Here is a 16,567-nt window from a genome sequence, read left to right as displayed (position 1 = left end):
GACCGCCGGCCGCGATCCGCACTGACGCAACAGGAGGCTTCCTTGTACGAGTCGACGGACACCAATTTCAATCCCTACTACGCAGCTGGGTTCATCCCCGATGACGAGGTCATACACAACCACTCCCTCTGGCCGCCCGCCGGGCAGCTGTCCGCCGACCTGTCATATCCGGTCGGCGACGGCTGGGCCGATCCAGGGCTGCAGTCGCCTCCGAATGTGGAAGCGGTCGAAGAGGAAGTCGGCCTGCTGGCCATGGGCTTCCGTTCCCAGCTGATCGGCAACCGCCACGCGCGTCGCCCATCCCCGGCGGCACGCCGCCGGGCCGACGTCGTGGGATCCGTCATCGGATTCCTGACTGCGACGATCGTCACCGTGGTGTGCGTCCTCGGCTGGACGATCTCCTATCATCCTCTGCAGGATGTGGCCCTTTCCCAGCTGCCGAGGGGTCTGTCCCAGTGCTGGCCGATCGTCGTCTACGGGCCGTGGATGGCTGCGTCCCTCTCCGTTCTGCGTGCCGCTCTGGGAGGACGCAAGGTGGCGAATTCCTGGACGGTCATCCTGGTGTTCGCGGGTATCGCCAGTCTCCTGTGCATCGTCAACACACCCAACACAATGCCTGAGGCCGTGGTGGCGGGCCTTCCGCCGGTGACAGCTGTGGTGTCCTTGCAGCAGTTGGTGCGCCAACTGCTCGTAAGCCGACAGGTGTCCCAGGAGGACGGTCGGCAGAAACCCTCACACCGGGCATCTCGCTAGCGCGTGAACAAGGCAGGTGCAGTGCCGGGGGTCCGATGTCTCTGGCCCTGCTGCCGCCGGCGTCCCGCCATCGCTTCAAGGTGGAGTAGCACATCCGGCACAATGCGGGCTTCATTTGCACAGCTATCCACTGCGGTGTCCTTGTTGCCTGCAGAGGTTTTCTCCTCTTGCTCGTATTCCCGTTCGTCAGCGGCTTGGGATGCGGCCCCTTTCCGGTGCATGGCTGACCGACGGCACCGGCCAAAGGTTCCGCGCTCGATCGTCTGCATGGAGCCGATTTCACAGCTGCCCGAATACGTCCTCGGGATGATCGCCGCGCGCATGGCGACGACCGGCAGAGGCCCGACCCCCCTCCCTTCTGATCCGTTGCGACAGGGGTCGACTTCGCGTGCTCGGCCGCTACCGCCGGGAGCCACCTACTGGCGCGGACCGGCCCTGTGCCGAGCGAGCAGCGCCTATGGCGGGGCGGGTCGCAACAGATTGGCCTAATAGGGTGAACCTTCCCTCCTTTCGAGTGATCTTACGTTTGGCGCGGGTAGCTAAGGAGTGCGTGCGACGGGCTGCAGACCGTAGCCGCGCCCCGGCGCTGAACTCATTCGGGCCCGGTGACCATCCTCTCGATGAATTGAAAGGAACGACACCAATGATCCTCAATCTGCTCGCCAGCATCGTGGCCGTCCTCGGCTGGCTGCTCTAGCGCTTGTTGACCCACCCGGCGGCGAGCCGGCCCCGCCCACGCGTTCAGTGACGGGGCCGGACGCTGTGAACCGTTCAGCCCCGTACCGCCTTGTCGATACCGCGTGACCGGGCGCCCGAATATAGTTCGAACGACATCCGCGCCTACCAGTGCTGTCCATCTACCCGGCAGGGTGGCTCGGCGGTGGGACGATCAGAGCGTCGAGGGCCTGTTGGGCTCGGCCGAAGCTGTCCTTGCCAGCGCGGCGCAGGCCGGCCTTGGCGTACTTCTCGACCATGGTGGTGGACTTCCAATCCTCGGTGATGACCATGATCTCGGCTGGGCTGTAGCCTTGGGCCGCGAGGTCGGCCGGGACGCCGGCGCGCAGACCGTGGCTGGTGGCCTCCTTCGCGTCGAAGGCGGGGGTCCGCGAGACCATCCGCTTGAAGGCGCGGTTTACCGCGTGGCCGGTCATGCCGGTTCCGGAGGCGGGGACAGACATGAGCCGGCCCCATCGGGTGATGCCGCGGAGTAGTGGCAACTGCGGCTCCGCTTGGCCGAGTTCGGCGAGCAGTGAAATGTAGGTGCGCACGACGGTGATCGCTACCGGGTCGCGGATGACGTACTCGCGGCCGGTGGACCAGTGGTCGTTCTTGCTGGTCCGCTTGCCGACGACCATCTGCTCGGTGCCGTCCTCGAGGCGTTCGAACGCGATGGAGTCGATTCGGTAGGCGGCCTGTTCGGAGCGGCGGGCCCGGGTGCGGTAGCCAAGGTGCAGGATCGTCAGGTCGCGCCACCGGGCGAGCGGGCTGTCGGCGGTCGTGCCCTGTTGGAGGTGAGCGATGCGGGCGGCATCGACGGGCGGGCTCGACCTCGGGGTGCGCCGGGCACGGGCGTGCTCGGCGGCCTGCTTGCGGATCAGTTCGGCGGTCGCTTTCTTCGGGGGCCAGTTCTCGTAGCCCGCACGGGCGTTGGCATCGCGGATCGCGGCCATCGCCAGCCGAAGGGAGCTCACCGGGGCACCTGTGCCGTCGCGTCCTCCGCGGCGCCGTAGGTGGGAGATGTAGGAGACCATGTTCGCCTCGCTGGTGCGCGGTCCCGGGTGGCGGCTGTTGTCGGTGCACCAGCGGGCGAAGTAGCGCCACTGTTCGGCATAGGTCTGGCTGGTGCGCGTCGGCCGGGCGGAGGCGAGGTCGTCCGCGGCGTCCTCGGTCAGCGTCTCGTTCGGGTCGACCCCGTCGAGTGCGAACTGCACGAGTGCCTGGCTGTCGTCCACCAGCTCGCCGACCACCACCTCGGCGTCGGCCTCCGCCAGAGCGGGCAGGTTGTCCGCGTCCGCATCCACAGGCGCTCTCCTTCCGGTACGGCGGGCTGATGATCCGTCCGGGGCAGCCTATCTGTACCGGGGCCTGTGTTGCGTCCTCTAAATCCAGTTAGAGGATGCAATACAGAGATCGATACATAGGCCACACTTGCGACTCCATCCTCGTCTGCAACACGTCTACAGGAGTTATTTGTGTTCAGTGCCGCAGGCTGCAAGGGTGTGCCCCATGAAGATCACGATCACCGTGGAGAACCCGACCCCCGAGGCACTCGAGAAGCTGCTCGCTCTCGCCGCCATGCCGGCCGCCGTCGTGACCACGGAGCCCGACGACCACTGGACGCCGAAGCGGGCCCGCTCGTACTACGACCGCCTGCCGCCCCGCGCACAGCAGATCCTGCTCCAGGTCGTCCACGGCGAAGGCGAGTGTGCCGCAGAGGAGTTGAAGGCGAATGGCCGAAGCCTTCGGGGATCCACCGGCGCGTTCCGCCGGGTGCTCTCGGAAGGCAAGCGGACCGGCCTCTGGCCCGACGCGCTTCCGGTACCGCTCGTCTCCCACATCGTCGGAGGACAGCTCAAGAAGCTCGAGATGCCCGGGCGCGGCACAGGACAGTACGCACTCACGGCCTTCGAGGAGGGCCTGCGTGATCTGTGAACTGGCGGCTGACAAGGCGATCTGCTCGACTTCTGCGGGTGGGGTGCGACGACCGGGCGACGGACGCATATCCTAGAGCTCGGTCAGTACGGCAAACTGGCTGTTGTGCACCCCAGGTGTATTCGCCCCGGCGGGCTGACGATCCGTGCCGCTTCCGCCGCCCGGGCCGGTCGCCGTCGTCGGCTGCACACCATGCCGGGTGGGCGTCACCGCACCGATCACGAAAGTCCGGCTGCCGCCGGACCCGGGCCTTGGCGGCCCTTTCCGCGCTCATCCAATCGGGCTCTGTCGCTGATCTTGTGACGCTGCGGTGTCGGTGGCTGCTGCGAGCATGACTTGCGTGTTCTTCGCGGAGCTTCGAGGTGTTGTTCCCTCATCTGGCCGGTGTCGTGGTGGGGTTGGTTGAGCGGGCCGCGGCCGGGGTCACGATGCATGCTCGGGCTCGTTCGGCGGGTGCGGACTGTCCGCATTGCGGTAGTCCGTCGGGCCGGGTGCATGGCCGGTATGTGCGACGGTTGGCGGATGCCACGGTCGGTGGTGCCAGTGTGGTGATCGAGTTGATGGTTCGGCGGTTCAAGTGCCCGAACCCGGCATGTCGGGCGGTGACGTTCGCCGAGCAGATCACAGGGCTGACGGGCCCGCATGCCCGGTCCACGCCACTGGTGCGTAAGCAGTTGACCTCGATCGCTCTCGCGTTGGCCGGACGCGCGGGCGCTCGTCTGACCGGGGTGCTGGGCCTGCGTGTCGCCAAGGACACTCTGTTACGCCTGGTCCGTGCCGCACCTGAAGGTCCCGTCGGACAGGATCCGCGTGCTCGGTGTCGACGATTTCGCGCTACGCAAGGGAGACTCGTACGCCACGATCCTGGTGGACCTGGAGAGACGGCGCCCGGTGGACGTGTTGCCCGGCCGGGATGCCGAACCGCTGGCCGTCTGGCTGAAGGGTCATCCGGAAGTGGAGATCATTTGCCGGGACCGGGCCGGGGCTTATGCCGAGGGCGCCCGCAGCGGAGCCCCGCAAGCGGTGCAGGTCGCTGACGCCTGGCATCTGTGGCACAACCTCGGCGAGGCGGACCGTCTCCTCCCATCACGCCTGCGTCCGGACCGTGTTCGAGAACACCGTGTCGGCCGCCCCGCCGACCAGCGACGACATCTGGCTGACGTCACCGCCGCCGGTACCGGCCGCCGGGATGCTCGACGTCTGCGGACGAGAGCGCCGCCTGGTGACCCGGACCAGGGAACGCTACACCGCCGTGCGACAGCTCCTGGATGGCGGCAGCACGCTGGAGAACATCTGCCGGACACTGCAGCTGGACCGGTCCACCGTGCGCCGCTTCGTCCGCGCCACCGGCATCGACGAACTGCTGGTCAAAGCGACGAACCGCTCCACCATCCTGGACGAGTACAAGCCCTACCTCCACCAGCGGTGGAACGAGGGCTGTCACAACACGGCCGAGCTCCCCCAGGAGATCGTCACCATGTGCTTCGCCGGAAGCATCCAGACCGTCCGCCGCTACCTCCGTTCCTTCAAGGCCGCTATCGCCGCACCACCCGTGCCCCGCCCGGCTCCACGGCCCCGCCGCATCGTCCGCTGGATCATGAGCGACTCCGCAAACCTGACAGCCGATGATGCCGTCGACCTCAAGGAGATCCGGGCCGGCTGCCCCGAACTCGACGCCGTCGCCCACCACGTCCGCGACTTCGCCGCCATGATGCGCGACCTGCGAGGCGACCGACTGCCCGCCTGGATAGAACGCGTCCTCGCCGACGACCTGCCCGCCCTGCACTCCCTCGCCAAGGGACTGAGCCGCGACATCGACGCCGCCACCGCCGGGCTCTCCACTCCCTGGAGCTCCGGCCAGGTCGAGGGACAGGTCACGAGGGCGAAACTCCTCAAAAGGCAAGGATTCGGACGATCCAACCTCGACTTCCTCCGCAAGCGCATACTCCTCAGCCCCTGACCCGACAGCGTCACAAGATCAGCGAGAACCAGTCTTACGAGAGCAGCGACATCGTCGCCCCGATCAGCCCGGGCAGGCCCCATCGGCCGAACACGACGCTACGGGGCCGGCTGGAAGATGTCAGCGAAGGCCTTGGACGGGGCTGTTGCCCGGGCCTCGACGAACCATTCCCGACCGAGCAACCAACCGAAGACAGGGGCCGGAAGACGAACCAGCACCCTCATCACGGGAGCGAGCCGGCCTGTCCCTGATACCTCCGAACGGTGGGCGGCAAGGGCCGCCTGTTTCTGACCGGCGAACCGTCGGACATCAATGGTGTGGGTGATGGCCGCGCGCGAACTGTAGGCGGTGCGCAGCGCATCCGCGTCGTACCGAAACGGAATCCTCAGCAGGCGGACCAGCTTCACCAGGCGAGCCACGACGTCACGCGGCATGGTCGCCTCCAACACCCGGGGCACCCCGGCCAGCTCGGCGGCACGCTTGCCGACTTCGTGCACCTTGACGTGGTCGCGATGGCCGTATCCGCCATTGGCGTCGTAGCTGATGAGCAGGTCCACGTCCTCCTCGCGCAGGACGGCGGCCAGCCGCTCGGCCGCCTCCTCCGTGTCTGCCCTCACGAAGCGTGCTCGATCCGGCGGATCCGGGTAGAGCACGGCACCATGGCCGCTGTTCGCGTACCCCAGGTGCACGACGCGTGTCGCGCCCAGCACGGTCGCGCTCGCCCGCAGTTCACTCAGGCGTGGCGCTCCACCCTCCGGCGCGGCGTCCATGAGGCCATCCGTGGCGACCACGATCACCACGCGGTGTCCTTCGGCTGCGGCCCGCGCGAGCGTGCCACCTGTCAGGAACACCTCGTCGTCCGGGTGGGCGTGAAAGGCCAAGACGGTTGCCATGGGCCCATCCTGGACCACGGCGCTCATCAATGTCTCTCCTGCCCCACCTCGCGCGTGATCCGCCTGCCAGGCCCCAGCGGCGGCGGAGCGATACGAACGTGACCACCCCAGCAGCCCGCTCCACTGACTCCACTACCACGCCAGCAAATACGGCATCTACCACTGCAAATCCCCTGAAGCCGCCATAGTTCAGACTGACAGCGTCACAAGATCAGCGACAGAGCCTCCAATCGAACGGTCGGCCGCCGTCCGTCCCAGGCATCCTGGCCGTTGCTTGCGTATCAGAATTCGTCGGGCGTGCGGCGGAGCTATGCACGGACCTCCGTGGGCTTGGGGAGATCTCCGCCACGCACGCGCCAGCTGACCTCCGTGGGTGGGAGGAGGACAACGCTTCGAACACCCCGCCCACCTCCTGCCACGGCTGACCCCGCAGGCGCGGGGAGCCGCCCTGCTGGTTGGGTGCGCGGTCAGCCGTTGGCGGAGGTGCCGGGGCTGGCGCCGCGTTGGACGCAGGGGGCGAGGACGGTCAGGTCCAGGGTGTCCGGCGCCGTTTCATGGTCGCCGACCACGACCGAGGCGGTGAACTTGTTCGCGTCGTTGGACAGGTCCAGTCGCTTGTCGTCGCTTCGTTCGACGGAGAAGCCGTCCTGCTTCAGCCGCTGCCGTACCGCGTCGAAGACGCCCTGGACCTTCGGCCCGGGGATCCCGCGCAGTTTGTAGGAGATGTACGGTATGTACCGCGTGGGCGAGTTGGCGGGCCCGGACTCGCACTCGTCCTTGTCGACCAGCGGGTCGGGGATCTTCACGGTGTCCTCGTCCGGGAGGACCGCGAGCGCGGCGGAGGCGTAGGCCTTGACCTTGTCCTCGGCCTGTCCGAGGTTCATGGACGGGGTGTCGCTTCCGCAGGCGGACAGGGCGAGGATGCCCGCGGGCAGCAGGCCCAGGACGACGACGCGCCCAGACCGGCCGCGTTCGCCGGTCCGTCCGCGTCGCGGCAATGGCTGTGGGGATCGGCTCATGAGACCGGCCTTCCCGCGATGACCTGGCCGAACGCCTTACAGGACGGCGTGCCCTTGTTCCAGTAGTGGTCGTGGTCGGTGTTCTGGGACGGCAGGTGCTGGGCACCGAAGGCCGGGTTCATCGGGTCGCGCCCGAAGCGCAGGTGGTAGTGGTCGCTGGCGGGGTTGTAGTTGTCGGGGGCGAAGGGGTCGGGTGTCCAGTCCGTGATCCGGCAACGCGGACGTCGGCGTGGCCGCGTGAGAGCACGTCGTCGGCTTCGCCCGCGAGGCGTTCGGAGGCAGGGGCGACGAGGCTCCGCCACCGCGAACCGTGATCAGCCCGCGGGTGACCCGCCGGGGATCGGCAACGGTTCGTGATGGTGCCAGAGGAGCGATCGGTCCTCGCGGCGAAGTTCCGCTGATCCCCACTCCAGCCGAACCACCCCGCTGGCCAGGGAACACGCGTACGCGACGATCACCAGCCTGGTCCCCGGCGACAGACGCAGAAGGTCCGCGTGCGGCTCGTCTTCCTCCGGTAGCTCGATGTCGAGATCGAGCGCGAACTGGCGGGGCTCGGGGCCGTGACGACGGATGAGGTCCGCACGGAGCCCGGAGGCCCGGCGGAGTCTGGCCGTTGTGACCGGGACGTCCTTCTTCGCATAACGGATCGGGTAGATGACGTGGCCGGCGATCACCACGACCGTTCGCGCCTGAAGCCGGACGGGTTCGGAGTAGGGGAGAACCAGTAGCCCGGTCGCGAGCTCCTCGTACTGCGCCGCGTAGAGGCCGTGCCCGTAAGCCTCGTGGGTTTGGGTGTGCACGCCCTCATGGCCACCGCGGGCCCGCTCGTGCGCGCGGAGGATGCATGCCGGCACGATCGCTGTCATTCGAGCGGCGAGTTCGCCGAAGACCTCCGTGGCCCACGGACTGGCGATGTCTCCCGATCCCATAGGTCCCCCTGATCAAAATCCGCTGGTTCGACCTCCGACGGTCTTGGTGCGGGCCTCGCAGATCAAGGGCGCATCAAGGGTCGCACGATGCAGACACCGGAGGCAGCGCAGCCTGATCTCGCCGGATGGGAGCGTTCGTGGGGCGGGTCGGCGAGCGGGCCCTTACCGCTGTCGACCCGGTGGCCTGGGACTTCGTCCGGCGAGCGATCGTCAAGGGAAGGCCGACGTGGTGTTGAGTAGCAGGCTGTCGGTGGCCGACACCTCGGCCACCGTGACGGACGCGGTCTCCTGGAGCCCGTGTACGCCCTCAGCCCGGCCAGGCCGCCGTCACGTCGGCGGCAGAGCGAAAACGGTCGAGCCCAGCTTTGCGAGCAGTCGTTGGCCGTCGGTGGCCAGGGCCCAATTTCGGTTCTCGAGGGTCACTTGGTAGGTGTTCACGGCGAACGTCCACCGCAGGCGGCCCGTCTTCACGTCCACTGCGTGGACACCCTCAATGCCCTGACCGGCCACGAAGAGGGTGTCCTGGACGAGCACGGGCTCGGTCGCGGACGGCCGGAAGGGCACCGGGCAGGTCCAGATCTGCCGTCCGGTCCGCGCGTCCCAGGCACAGACCGCGGTCGTCCCGTTCCCGCCGTAGACCACGCCGTTCGCAGCCGTCACCGGTGGAAACGTCCCGGTCGCACCGTCGACGAGCTTGGCCTCCCACAACCGCCTGCCGTCGGCCAGACTGACCGCGCGCAGGCCGTTCGTGCCCGTCAGGCAGTAGGCCTGGCCGTCCGCGACAGCGGGCGGGATCGTGTCGGTGGCGCCGGTCTCGACGAGCCACAGCTGCCGACCGTCCCGGCCGCTTCGGGCAACCAGGTCGCACCTGCCGTTGGTGTAGTAGAGATTGCCGCCCACGACCGCGTTGTTGATGTACTGCGCTCGCTCCCCCACCTCCAGCGGCACGGACCAGAGCTTCTCGTGCGTGTCGATCGAGAAGGCCAAGATGACGGGCCTCGGTGCTGTGGTGGCCCCATTTGGTTTGGCGTCGGCGAGTGCGTAGAGCACCTTGTCGTCGGCACGGAGCGCGTAGACGTTGGAGAGGTCGTCGGCGTTGCTCTCGCGGTTGACGGTATTCCATGTCTCCGCGCCGGTAGCCGCGTCGTACCCGGTGGCACCCTGGAACGAGCCGACGAACACGCGCCCGGCTCCGGCGGCGGTGTAGAGCGTGTTGACGCCCTTGCCGGTCCACTTCACGGTTCCGGTCGCTGTGTCGACCGCGGTCAGATGAGAACTCAACGTGAAGAGCGTGCCGTTCGAGACCAGCGTCGAGGCGGGCACGAGGTCTTCGTCCGGGGTGAACGACCACAGCGGTTTCGGCGCACCGGAATCCGGGTTGGGCACCATCGGCGCCGGCGAATCCCGCAACGGCGTCGGCGGATCGGTCGGGGCGGAGGCCTCCGGCTTCCCACCGTGGCGTCGCGACAGCATCCACCCGGCGCCGCCGGCCACCGCGAGCGCGGCCCCTCCCGTCAGCAACGCCCGCCGACTCGGGCGGCGCCGCGACCCGCCCGCATCGTCGACATCCGAAGTGGTCGAATGATCCGAGATCCCCACGATGTACGTCATCCCCCATCCATTGACGTGACAGCAGCCAGGATCATACGGGCACGACCGACGCACCGCTCCCGGAGGTCCTGAAACGTACGGGCAGACGGCGGGGACTCCACCGACGACCCCCACCTGGCCCCGCCAGAAGTCACGCCCATTGGGAACCGGCCTGCGTGCGAGAATGCCGAGCGGCTCCTCCCCACTGCGATTGGGGAGGAGCCGTCGTTACCCGCGAGCTAGAAGCGGCCGCGAATCTGCATGCCCGTGTCGGTGTCCGGGTTGTTCAGCGCGTCGTAGACCTTGTGGCCGGAGTCGCGGGCACCACCGGCCCAGCTGACGGCACCCTTGTCGGTGACCTTGGCTGCAACGCCGCCCCAGTACTTCGCCTCGCGGTCCCACTGGACGTTTTCCAGGAGGGCGTCCAGTGTGATGCCCTCGGGCATCGGGTCGGTGGACCAGGACATGGTGCGGTTCATGGTCGCGCCGAGGCCGGCCACGACAGCGGGGGCGGTGATGGCGGTCTTGGCGTGGAACAGCCCGGCGTTCTTCACCAGGAAGGCGCCGACCGTCTCCATGATCTCGCGCTGGACAACAGCCTGGTCAGGACGGTCGTTGTTCTTGTCGGCGGGAATGTCCTCGTGCTCAATGCCGGTCGAGGCGGCGTGGATCCCAGCCTTGCCGAGCATCGCCGTCGAGATGAGAGTCCGCAGGACCGACATCGTCATCCACTCGGCGGCCTTGTCCGACACCTGGCGCTTCCCGGTGAGGATCAGGCTGGACAGCGGAACCGTGGTCTCGTCGAGCGGCACCTTCAGCGATTCCATCAGCTTGCGCGTCACTGTGGTGCCGAAGTCGCGACCGTCCATGGACATGGCCAGGGACTTGTCGACCGGAACGCCCTTGAGGTTGCGGTCATGGAAGATCTGTCGGGCGGCCATGACGCTGATCCCGTGGAAGATCTCGATGGAGAGCTTCATCTCGCCGAAGTCGAAGTCCTCCAAGCCGTACGCCGCAGGGTTCTTCCGGATCCGGTGCAGTGCCGTGACCTGGGTTTCGGCGTCGAGGGCGATGAGGCCGTCACGGATCGGCAGGTACCAGGTGCCGTTCTCGTCCGGCCCCAGAGGGCGCGGGGACCAGAGGGTGATCTGCGGGACCGACCAGGCACTGTCGAAGTCCCCCCGCAAGCCGGCCGCGATGTAGTCCGCGTACTCGCCGACGTTCTTCGCCTTCTTGCTGGCTGCAGTGCCGATGGGCCGCTGCACCTCGGCGCGCATGCGGGCGTAGGGGTCGACCTCGTAGCCGGCCTTCGCGGCGCGCTTGGCGTCCTCCTCGACCTTCGCCGGGTCGTTGACGAGGTGGAGCAGGTTCTCCGCGTCGATGACGGCGTTCGCCATGACTCCCTCGCGAACGACCAAGAGCTTGATGGGGAAGCCGGTGGTGACCGGCTTCGTGAACGTGGCTATGGACACACTCTCTCCCTCGGCGGCGCGCGTCTCTTTGACGCTGCGTCATGTGTACCGGGAAGTTATCCAATGACACATCAACGGTCAACTGCGGTAGGAGAGTCGCCACTTCCTGACTGTCCGCAGCTGGAGACATGCCTTCTGCGGTGTGGAGGATCCCTCGGTTCAGGCAACTGCGGACGACAGTTCCATGCCAAGCTTCCGTCCGCGGAAACAACCCGGGCTGTGGTGCCTGGCGTGCACCACGACCCCTTCTCCTCTGCCCCACCCGAGTCCTGTACGTCGGATGAGAGGCTCCCGGCAGCAACTTGCGGTTCGGCGGCGAGGGCCTTGGTCTTGAGTTCGGCGCACCCCTGAACTGGGACGCCCATCGGCACTCGCGAGGCGTCGAACGTGATTGGCAGGCCAAGTCGGCGACGCGCTATGGCGAGTCCGGTCGGTACGTGGGGGGAGTGGGTTCGAGGGATGACGACCGGGGCTGTATGGGGAGCGCTGGGGCGTACTGGCCTGCTGTGCCGCCACGCCGACCGCACGGCTGCGGGCGTCCCTGGCCGAGATCGCCGAGCGGCAGCGCATGCCCGGCTGAGCGACAGTCTCGAGGTGCTACGGCAACTCGTCTACGCCCTCCGCCAGGTCCACGCGATCGTCCCGGCCCCGTACTGGCCCAGGTCACCGCCCAGGTCGCGGCCGACCACTCCCATGAGCTCCTGCACAGCGGCGTCGAGCGGCTGCTGTAGGGGCTCTACCCGCCGCGCATCCGGTGGCGGGCACCCGTACTCGAGGTCGACCTGATGCCAGGACTGGAGGGCGACGTCCACCTCGGTGGCCGGGGCCTGCTGCTCGTGCCCTCCGTGTTCGCCACCCAGGCACCTGCGGTGAACACGGACGCCGAACCCCAGCCCATCCTGACCCACCCCGCCCGCCGCGACGAGACGCTCACCCCCCTGACCCTCACGACCCCGACCGCGGCCGACGGCACACCGGCACCACTGATCGCGCTGCTGGGCCGCACCCGCGCCGCCGGGCTGCGCGTCATCGTCCAACGCCCCGGCTGCACGACCGGCGAGATCGCCACAGCCCTGGCAATCGGCCCCTCCAGCGCCAGCCAGCACGCCACCGTGCTGCGCGAGACCAGCCTGATCACCGCACTCCGCCACCACAACACCGCCCTCCATACGCCCACCGTCGCCGGACTCGCACTGCTCGGCCGCACGTAGTCCGACACCGTCGCCCTGGGGTGGCTCTGTTCACGAATCCTTGTTCTGGACAAGATCACCGAGGCGACGGTCAAAACGGCGGCGTCTCCGCGCACCCCCGTCGTCCACGGCCTTCATGCGCCCCTGCCGGTCCGTCCGCAGGCGCCGCTCCTCCTCCCGCTGCGCCGCCACACCGGGGAGGACCGCGCATCGCCTCGGCGAAGCGTGCCGGACCAGCAGTCCGGCCAGGGCGTCGCGGCCGGCGTGCCGGGCAGCGGGCGGAGGCGGGATGGCGTCCGTCATGGCGGTGTAAGGGTCCGGCTGACCCCCGCGGGTGCGGGGAGGAGGCTTTCCGACCTGCGGCGTAGCGCGGCCTTTGCTGTTTCTTGGCCGTGCTGGATCGCCGGCGAGATGGCGGATTTGGCGAGCTGTTGTGGTGTCAAGGAACGGGCCCCATGGTGCCATGCCGCCCGGCAAGGTGGGTGGTGGGCGGACGCTGGCCTCCAGGCGGGTTGTCTGGCCGCCATCTGCTTGCGCTGGGAGGTGTTCCGGCAGGCCGCGTGGGCCGTTACGTGGGCGGGTCGGGTTTGAAGGTGTGGGTGCGGTGCCAGTGGAAGTGGGGCTCGCGTTCCTGGGTCCACCAGCACGGTGCGATCGGTGAGGTGCTGCTGGATGTGTTCGTGGACGCTGGGCATGGTGTGGGCGAGGGGGCTGACCTGGATGCGGCCGGTGTCGGTGACGGTGATGTAGCCGCGTTCGTAGAGGCTGTCGCAGCCGAGGCTGCAGGCGAGCATGGCGATGTTCGCGAAGTCGCGTTTCTCGTCGTCGGTGCAGACGGCGCGTTTCTTGATGTGGGCGGCTGTCAGGAAGGTCGCCGGCAGGGCGCGGCCGCACAGGGTGAGGTACCCCGCATCGGAGGACGAGCGAATTCCATGCGACACGGCGGCGTGTTTCATGGACGATGGCGGCTGGCGGTGAGCAGGACGATGGCTGGTGAACGGGGTGACGATGGCGGGAATGTCGCTGGAAGCGCTGGACGCCGTGGTGTGGGAGGGGCTCGAGACGGGGCACCCGACGGACCCGGTCGAGGTGATACCGCGGACGTTGCGTCAGCTCGCTCTCGCGGGTGCGGAGGCGACGGAGGAGGACTGCTACCCGCTGTACTCCTTGGTCACGAGGGAGGGAGAGACCCCGTCCGCGGCGGCGGTCGCGTTGCCGTTCGTGGTCGCGCTCGCCACCGACCCGGCCATGGGCGCGCGGGTGCCCCTCGTCGAGCTGCTGGTGGCCCTGCACGCGCCGGCCCTGGCCGACGAGGACTGGACGGGAGCGTGCGTGCTGCTGGCCGATCCGGCGCCGGCGGTGCGGCGGGCGGCGATACCCCTGGCGGGCGGGGTCCAGCGGCTACTGGAACGGTGGCGGGTGGAGACGGACCCGGCGGTACGCCTCCCGCTCCTGCTCGCCCTCGGCGAGGCGGCAGCCGGGGAGGCTGGGACGGGCGGGACGGGCGGGACGGGCGGGACGGGCGGGACCGGAGGCGTCGTCGACGACGCGCGGGCGCTCCTCGCGCAGGTGCTGGAGGGGGACGACCCGGTGCTGTGGGTCGCGGCCGTGCACGCTGGGGCGGAACTCGACCGGGACCTCCCGGTCCGCCGGATGGACCGGCTGATCGAGGTCTTCTCCGATCCCGCGCTGCGGCCACGGTTCGAGGAGGTCTGGTTCACTCCGGCCGTCGAGGGGCCCTGGACCCGCGAGGACCTGGTCCGCTCGACGGCGTGGCTTCTCGCGCACGACCCCGACGCCGAACTCCGCTTCGCCGTCCGCCTGGTCGAGACGGCGGACCGCATCGGGGACGCCGCACTGTGCCGGGAGGCGCTGGACGTGGCGTGGCGGCTCCTGACCGAACGGCGTTCCGTGGAAGCGGCCCTGCTGCCGTCGGCGGGCGCTCTGCTGACCAGTCCGGACGCCGCCGTACGGCTTCGAGCCGCGAACATCCTCGCGGTGCTGGGCCCGGCCGCGGCCGAGTACGCGGACCGGCTCGCCGAACTGCTCGACGACGACGGGGCCGACGACTACCTCGACGGAACGGTCGGCGAGATCGCCCGCTGGGCCCTGACCCGGATCGGTGACCCGCGCGCCCTACCGGGCCTGATCGAACAGCTCCGCGCGCAGGAGGAGGAGCAGGGCCGCGGCTACTGCCTGGCCGACCCGAGGCGCCCGGAGGTCACGGACGTCCTGGTCCCGCTGCGGGCCCACGCGGACGTCCTGCTGCCCGCGATACGGGAGGCGATCCGGCAGGGCGGGGCCCGGGGCGGTGCGACCCGCCCGTTCCTCGCGGTGCTGGAGGCATGGGGCGAGGACGCGCTGCCGGCCCTGCCCGACCTCCTGCCGCTGCTCGCGGACACCTGGACCTCCGTCTACGTTCTCCACATCCTGCAGGCCCTCGGGCCGGCCGCCGCCTCGGCCGCACCGGCGCTGCGGACCTGCGAGGTCCTGGACTACCCCGGCAACCACGCGCTGGTGGCCTCGGTCGCCACGCGCATCGGTGGGGACCGTGCAGCGGTCCTGCGGCTGGTCGGCGATGCGGTCATGACGGCGGAGGAACCCCTGTACGGGCCGATCGGCGCCCTGGCCGACTTCGGTTCCGAGGCGGCCCCGTACGCGGACCGGGTCCGGTACGTCATGGAGAACAGCACCCACTGGCCGCGCCTCAACGCCGCTGCCACGCTCTGGTCGATCACGGGCCAGGTCGAACCGACCATGCGGGTCCTGGAGGAGTTCGTGCTGCCGGTCGCCGACGGCGGCGACGGCTTCGGGAACTTCCGGGAAGCACTCCAGGCGCTGATCCGGATGGGCGAGATCAGCCCTGCGATCCGGGCCGCGCTGCTGACGGTCCAACGGTCGGACCGCCGCCTGGGCGCGGAGGGGGGATACCTGATGGTCGATCATGACCGGGAGCTTCGCGCACTGGCCGAACAGGCCCTCGCCTGCCAGGCCCACTCCTGAGCGTTGCACCGGAAGCGTCCGTACCGCCTGTCCTGGACACCGGCGTAGGCCGACGGAAACGTGTCTTGCCGCTGAGGCGGGTGGGTGAGGCGGCCCGAGGCAGACGGCAGCCGACACTGATGCGCCGGGACACGAGGGGTGGAACCCGGCCAGACGTTTTGGAACTACCGGAGACGGGTCGCAGTCCGGACAAGGTCGGCGACGGCTCTGGACCGACTGTGCGGCGGCCAGGCGATCACGGTGGTGACTTTCGGCGCGTCCAGCACGGGCACGGCGGCGAGGTCACCGTGCAGTTGAGCTCGGCACGACTCCGGTGAGACCGCGCAGGCACGGCCGAGCGCGACGAGCTGCAACAACTGCGCGTGGTCGCGGACCTGCGGGCCGGGGCCGGGCGGGTAGGTGCCGTCGGGGTCGGGCCAGCGTGGCAGGGGCAGACCGGGCAGCCCGGTGATGTCGGCCATGAGCACATGGGTCCGGACGGTGAGCGGATGCCCGGCCGGCAGGACCACGACCTGGCCCTCCGTGCTGAGTTCTTCGGTGTGGAACCCGGCCGTCGAGTCGAACGGCCGGTGCAGTAGCGCCACGTCGGCCCGGCCCTCGCGCAGAAATCGTTCCTGCTCGGCCGGGCCGCACAGGATGACGTCGACGGGGACCGCGCCGGGTTCGGCGGCGTAGGCGTCCAGCAGTTTCGCCAGCAGTTCGCGGGACGCGCTGGCCTTCGTGACCAGGACCAGGCCGGGACGGCCGGTCGAGGAAAGGGCGGCGCGGCGGGTCCGGCGCTCGGCCGCTTCGACCGCGTCGAGGGCCGCCCGGCCCTCGGCCAGCAGCACCGAGCCGGCTTCGGTCAGCGTGACGGTGCGGCCGGTCCGATCCAGTAGGGCTGCCCCGAGTCGGCGTTCGAGCTGCTGGATCGCCCGTGACAGAGGCGGCTGTGCGATCCCGAGCCGCTGCGCGGCGCGCCCGAAGTGCAACTCTTCGGCGACAGCGACGAAGTAGCGCAGTTCCCTGGTCTCCATCCGGCCACGGTACTCCGGATCGATACCTGGAAGGTATCGTCGCCCACCCAATCGGTCTTGGACCCCCGCCGGGGTCCGAGAGCAGCATGG

At 69.0% G+C, this 16,567-nt stretch carries 14 protein-coding genes and 2 pseudogenes; 7 read left to right on the top strand and 9 right to left on the bottom strand.

The genetic code is table 11. The annotated features are described in order from the left end of the window. Positions 1 to 42 precede the first annotated feature (42 nt). Positions 43 to 753, top strand: coding sequence for a DUF2637 domain-containing protein (locus ACWCYO_RS11605; protein WP_270151777.1), 711 nt, complete (start codon positions 43 to 45; stop codon positions 751 to 753). Between the two features lie 857 nt (positions 754 to 1,610). Here ACWCYO_RS11605 and ACWCYO_RS11600 read toward each other — a convergent pair. Continuing rightward, positions 1,611 to 2,774 (bottom strand): hypothetical protein, encoded by a 1,164-nt coding sequence (locus tag ACWCYO_RS11600; protein ID WP_449784106.1) that lies wholly within the window; start codon positions 2,772 to 2,774, stop codon positions 1,611 to 1,613. A 205-nt stretch (positions 2,775 to 2,979) separates the two neighbouring features. Between ACWCYO_RS11600 and ACWCYO_RS11595 the strand changes: the two genes are divergently transcribed. From ACWCYO_RS11595 to ACWCYO_RS11580, 4 genes and pseudogenes are all read left to right on the top strand, one after another. Beyond that, positions 2,980 to 3,405 carry a hypothetical protein gene (locus ACWCYO_RS11595; RefSeq protein WP_449784105.1) on the top strand — a complete coding sequence of 142 codons (426 nt, stop codon included), beginning with the start codon at positions 2,980 to 2,982 and terminating at the stop codon, positions 3,403 to 3,405. Positions 3,406 to 3,833: 428 nt separating this feature from the next. Further along, a pseudogene (locus tag ACWCYO_RS11590) lies at positions 3,834 to 3,932 on the top strand (hypothetical protein); the annotation flags it as partial. A gap of 214 nt (positions 3,933 to 4,146) precedes the next feature. Further along, positions 4,147 to 4,416: pseudogene (locus tag ACWCYO_RS11585) on the top strand (transposase); the annotation flags it as partial. 94 nt (positions 4,417 to 4,510) lie between these two features. Continuing rightward, positions 4,511 to 5,365 (top strand): transposase, encoded by an 855-nt coding sequence (locus ACWCYO_RS11580; RefSeq protein WP_449784104.1) that lies wholly within the window; start codon positions 4,511 to 4,513, stop codon positions 5,363 to 5,365. 98 nt (positions 5,366 to 5,463) lie between these two features. On the opposite strand, the gene ACWCYO_RS11575 is transcribed toward ACWCYO_RS11580, so the two are convergent. The 6 genes from ACWCYO_RS11575 to ACWCYO_RS11550 all read right to left on the bottom strand — a co-directional run bounded on the left by ACWCYO_RS11575 (position 5,464) and on the right by ACWCYO_RS11550 (position 11,268). Further along, positions 5,464 to 6,258: a PIG-L deacetylase family protein gene (locus tag ACWCYO_RS11575; protein WP_270151887.1), complete on the bottom strand. Its 795-nt coding sequence runs from the start codon at positions 6,256 to 6,258 to the stop codon at positions 5,464 to 5,466. Positions 6,259 to 6,725: 467 nt separating this feature from the next. Continuing rightward, positions 6,726 to 7,277, bottom strand: a complete 552-nt coding sequence (locus ACWCYO_RS11570; protein WP_449784103.1) for a hypothetical protein — start codon at positions 7,275 to 7,277, stop codon at positions 6,726 to 6,728. Further along, positions 7,274 to 7,399, bottom strand: a complete 126-nt coding sequence (locus ACWCYO_RS11565) for a hypothetical protein (protein WP_270151786.1) — start codon at positions 7,397 to 7,399, stop codon at positions 7,274 to 7,276. Before ACWCYO_RS11565 ends, ACWCYO_RS11570 begins: the two co-directional genes overlap by 4 nt. 192 nt (positions 7,400 to 7,591) lie before the next feature. Further along, complete coding sequence (locus ACWCYO_RS11560; protein WP_270151788.1) at positions 7,592 to 8,143, bottom strand: hypothetical protein; 552 nt, start codon at positions 8,141 to 8,143, stop codon at positions 7,592 to 7,594. 390 nt (positions 8,144 to 8,533) lie between these two features. After that, a complete protein-coding gene (locus ACWCYO_RS11555; RefSeq protein ID WP_449784102.1) occupies positions 8,534 to 9,817 on the bottom strand; it encodes a PQQ-binding-like beta-propeller repeat protein in 1,284 nt (427 codons plus the stop codon). Between the two features lie 218 nt (positions 9,818 to 10,035). After that, positions 10,036 to 11,268 (bottom strand): DNA sulfur modification protein DndB, encoded by a 1,233-nt coding sequence (locus tag ACWCYO_RS11550; protein ID WP_449784101.1) that lies wholly within the window; start codon positions 11,266 to 11,268, stop codon positions 10,036 to 10,038. Positions 11,269 to 12,053: 785 nt separating this feature from the next. On the opposite strand from ACWCYO_RS11550, the gene ACWCYO_RS11545 reads away from it, so the two are divergent. Continuing rightward, the gene (locus tag ACWCYO_RS11545) at positions 12,054 to 12,479 is read left to right on the top strand and encodes a winged helix-turn-helix domain-containing protein (protein WP_270151792.1); all 426 of its coding nucleotides are present in this window, start codon (positions 12,054 to 12,056) and stop codon (positions 12,477 to 12,479) included. 278 nt (positions 12,480 to 12,757) lie between these two features. Here ACWCYO_RS11545 and ACWCYO_RS11540 read toward each other — a convergent pair whose 3' ends face one another. Beyond that, positions 12,758 to 13,414, bottom strand: a complete 657-nt coding sequence (locus ACWCYO_RS11540) for a hypothetical protein (RefSeq protein ID WP_449784100.1) — start codon at positions 13,412 to 13,414, stop codon at positions 12,758 to 12,760. Positions 13,415 to 13,475: 61 nt separating this feature from the next. Between ACWCYO_RS11540 and ACWCYO_RS11535 the strand changes: the two genes are divergently transcribed. Then, a complete protein-coding gene (locus ACWCYO_RS11535; RefSeq protein WP_449784099.1) occupies positions 13,476 to 15,461 on the top strand; it encodes a hypothetical protein in 1,986 nt (661 codons plus the stop codon). A gap of 164 nt (positions 15,462 to 15,625) precedes the next feature. Here the strand turns inward: ACWCYO_RS11535 and ACWCYO_RS11530 are convergent, their stop codons facing one another. Further along, positions 15,626 to 16,477, bottom strand: a complete 852-nt coding sequence (locus ACWCYO_RS11530) for a LysR family transcriptional regulator (RefSeq protein WP_270151797.1) — start codon at positions 16,475 to 16,477, stop codon at positions 15,626 to 15,628. Positions 16,478 to 16,567 lie beyond the last annotated feature (90 nt).

Source organism: Kitasatospora sp. NPDC001683 (genome assembly GCF_053596495.1).
Note: the sequence above shows the minus strand (reverse complement) of the source record. Positions and strands in the feature narration are given on the sequence as shown.

What these genes read in the sequence shown, in the direction of transcription:
- ACWCYO_RS11555 (WP_449784102.1), bottom strand. Translation starts at nt 9,817, where the DNA reads ATGACGTACATCGTGGGGATCTCGGATCATTCGACCACTTCGGATGTC.
- ACWCYO_RS11575 (WP_270151887.1), bottom strand. Translation starts at nt 6,258, where the DNA reads ATGGCAACCGTCTTGGCCTTTCACGCCCACCCGGACGACGAGGTGTTC.
- ACWCYO_RS11530 (WP_270151797.1), bottom strand. Translation starts at nt 16,477, where the DNA reads ATGGAGACCAGGGAACTGCGCTACTTCGTCGCTGTCGCCGAAGAGTTG.
- ACWCYO_RS11570 (WP_449784103.1), bottom strand. Translation starts at nt 7,277, where the DNA reads ATGAGCCGATCCCCACAGCCATTGCCGCGACGCGGACGGACCGGCGAA.
- ACWCYO_RS11595 (WP_449784105.1), top strand. Translation starts at nt 2,980, where the DNA reads ATGAAGATCACGATCACCGTGGAGAACCCGACCCCCGAGGCACTCGAG.
- ACWCYO_RS11540 (WP_449784100.1), bottom strand. Translation starts at nt 13,414, where the DNA reads ATGAAACACGCCGCCGTGTCGCATGGAATTCGCTCGTCCTCCGATGCG.
- ACWCYO_RS11535 (WP_449784099.1), top strand. Translation starts at nt 13,476, where the DNA reads ATGTCGCTGGAAGCGCTGGACGCCGTGGTGTGGGAGGGGCTCGAGACG.
- ACWCYO_RS11545 (WP_270151792.1), top strand. Translation starts at nt 12,054, where the DNA reads ATGCCAGGACTGGAGGGCGACGTCCACCTCGGTGGCCGGGGCCTGCTG.
- ACWCYO_RS11565 (WP_270151786.1), bottom strand. Translation starts at nt 7,399, where the DNA reads ATGAACCCGGCCTTCGGTGCCCAGCACCTGCCGTCCCAGAACACCGAC.
- ACWCYO_RS11560 (WP_270151788.1), bottom strand. Translation starts at nt 8,143, where the DNA reads ATGACAGCGATCGTGCCGGCATGCATCCTCCGCGCGCACGAGCGGGCC.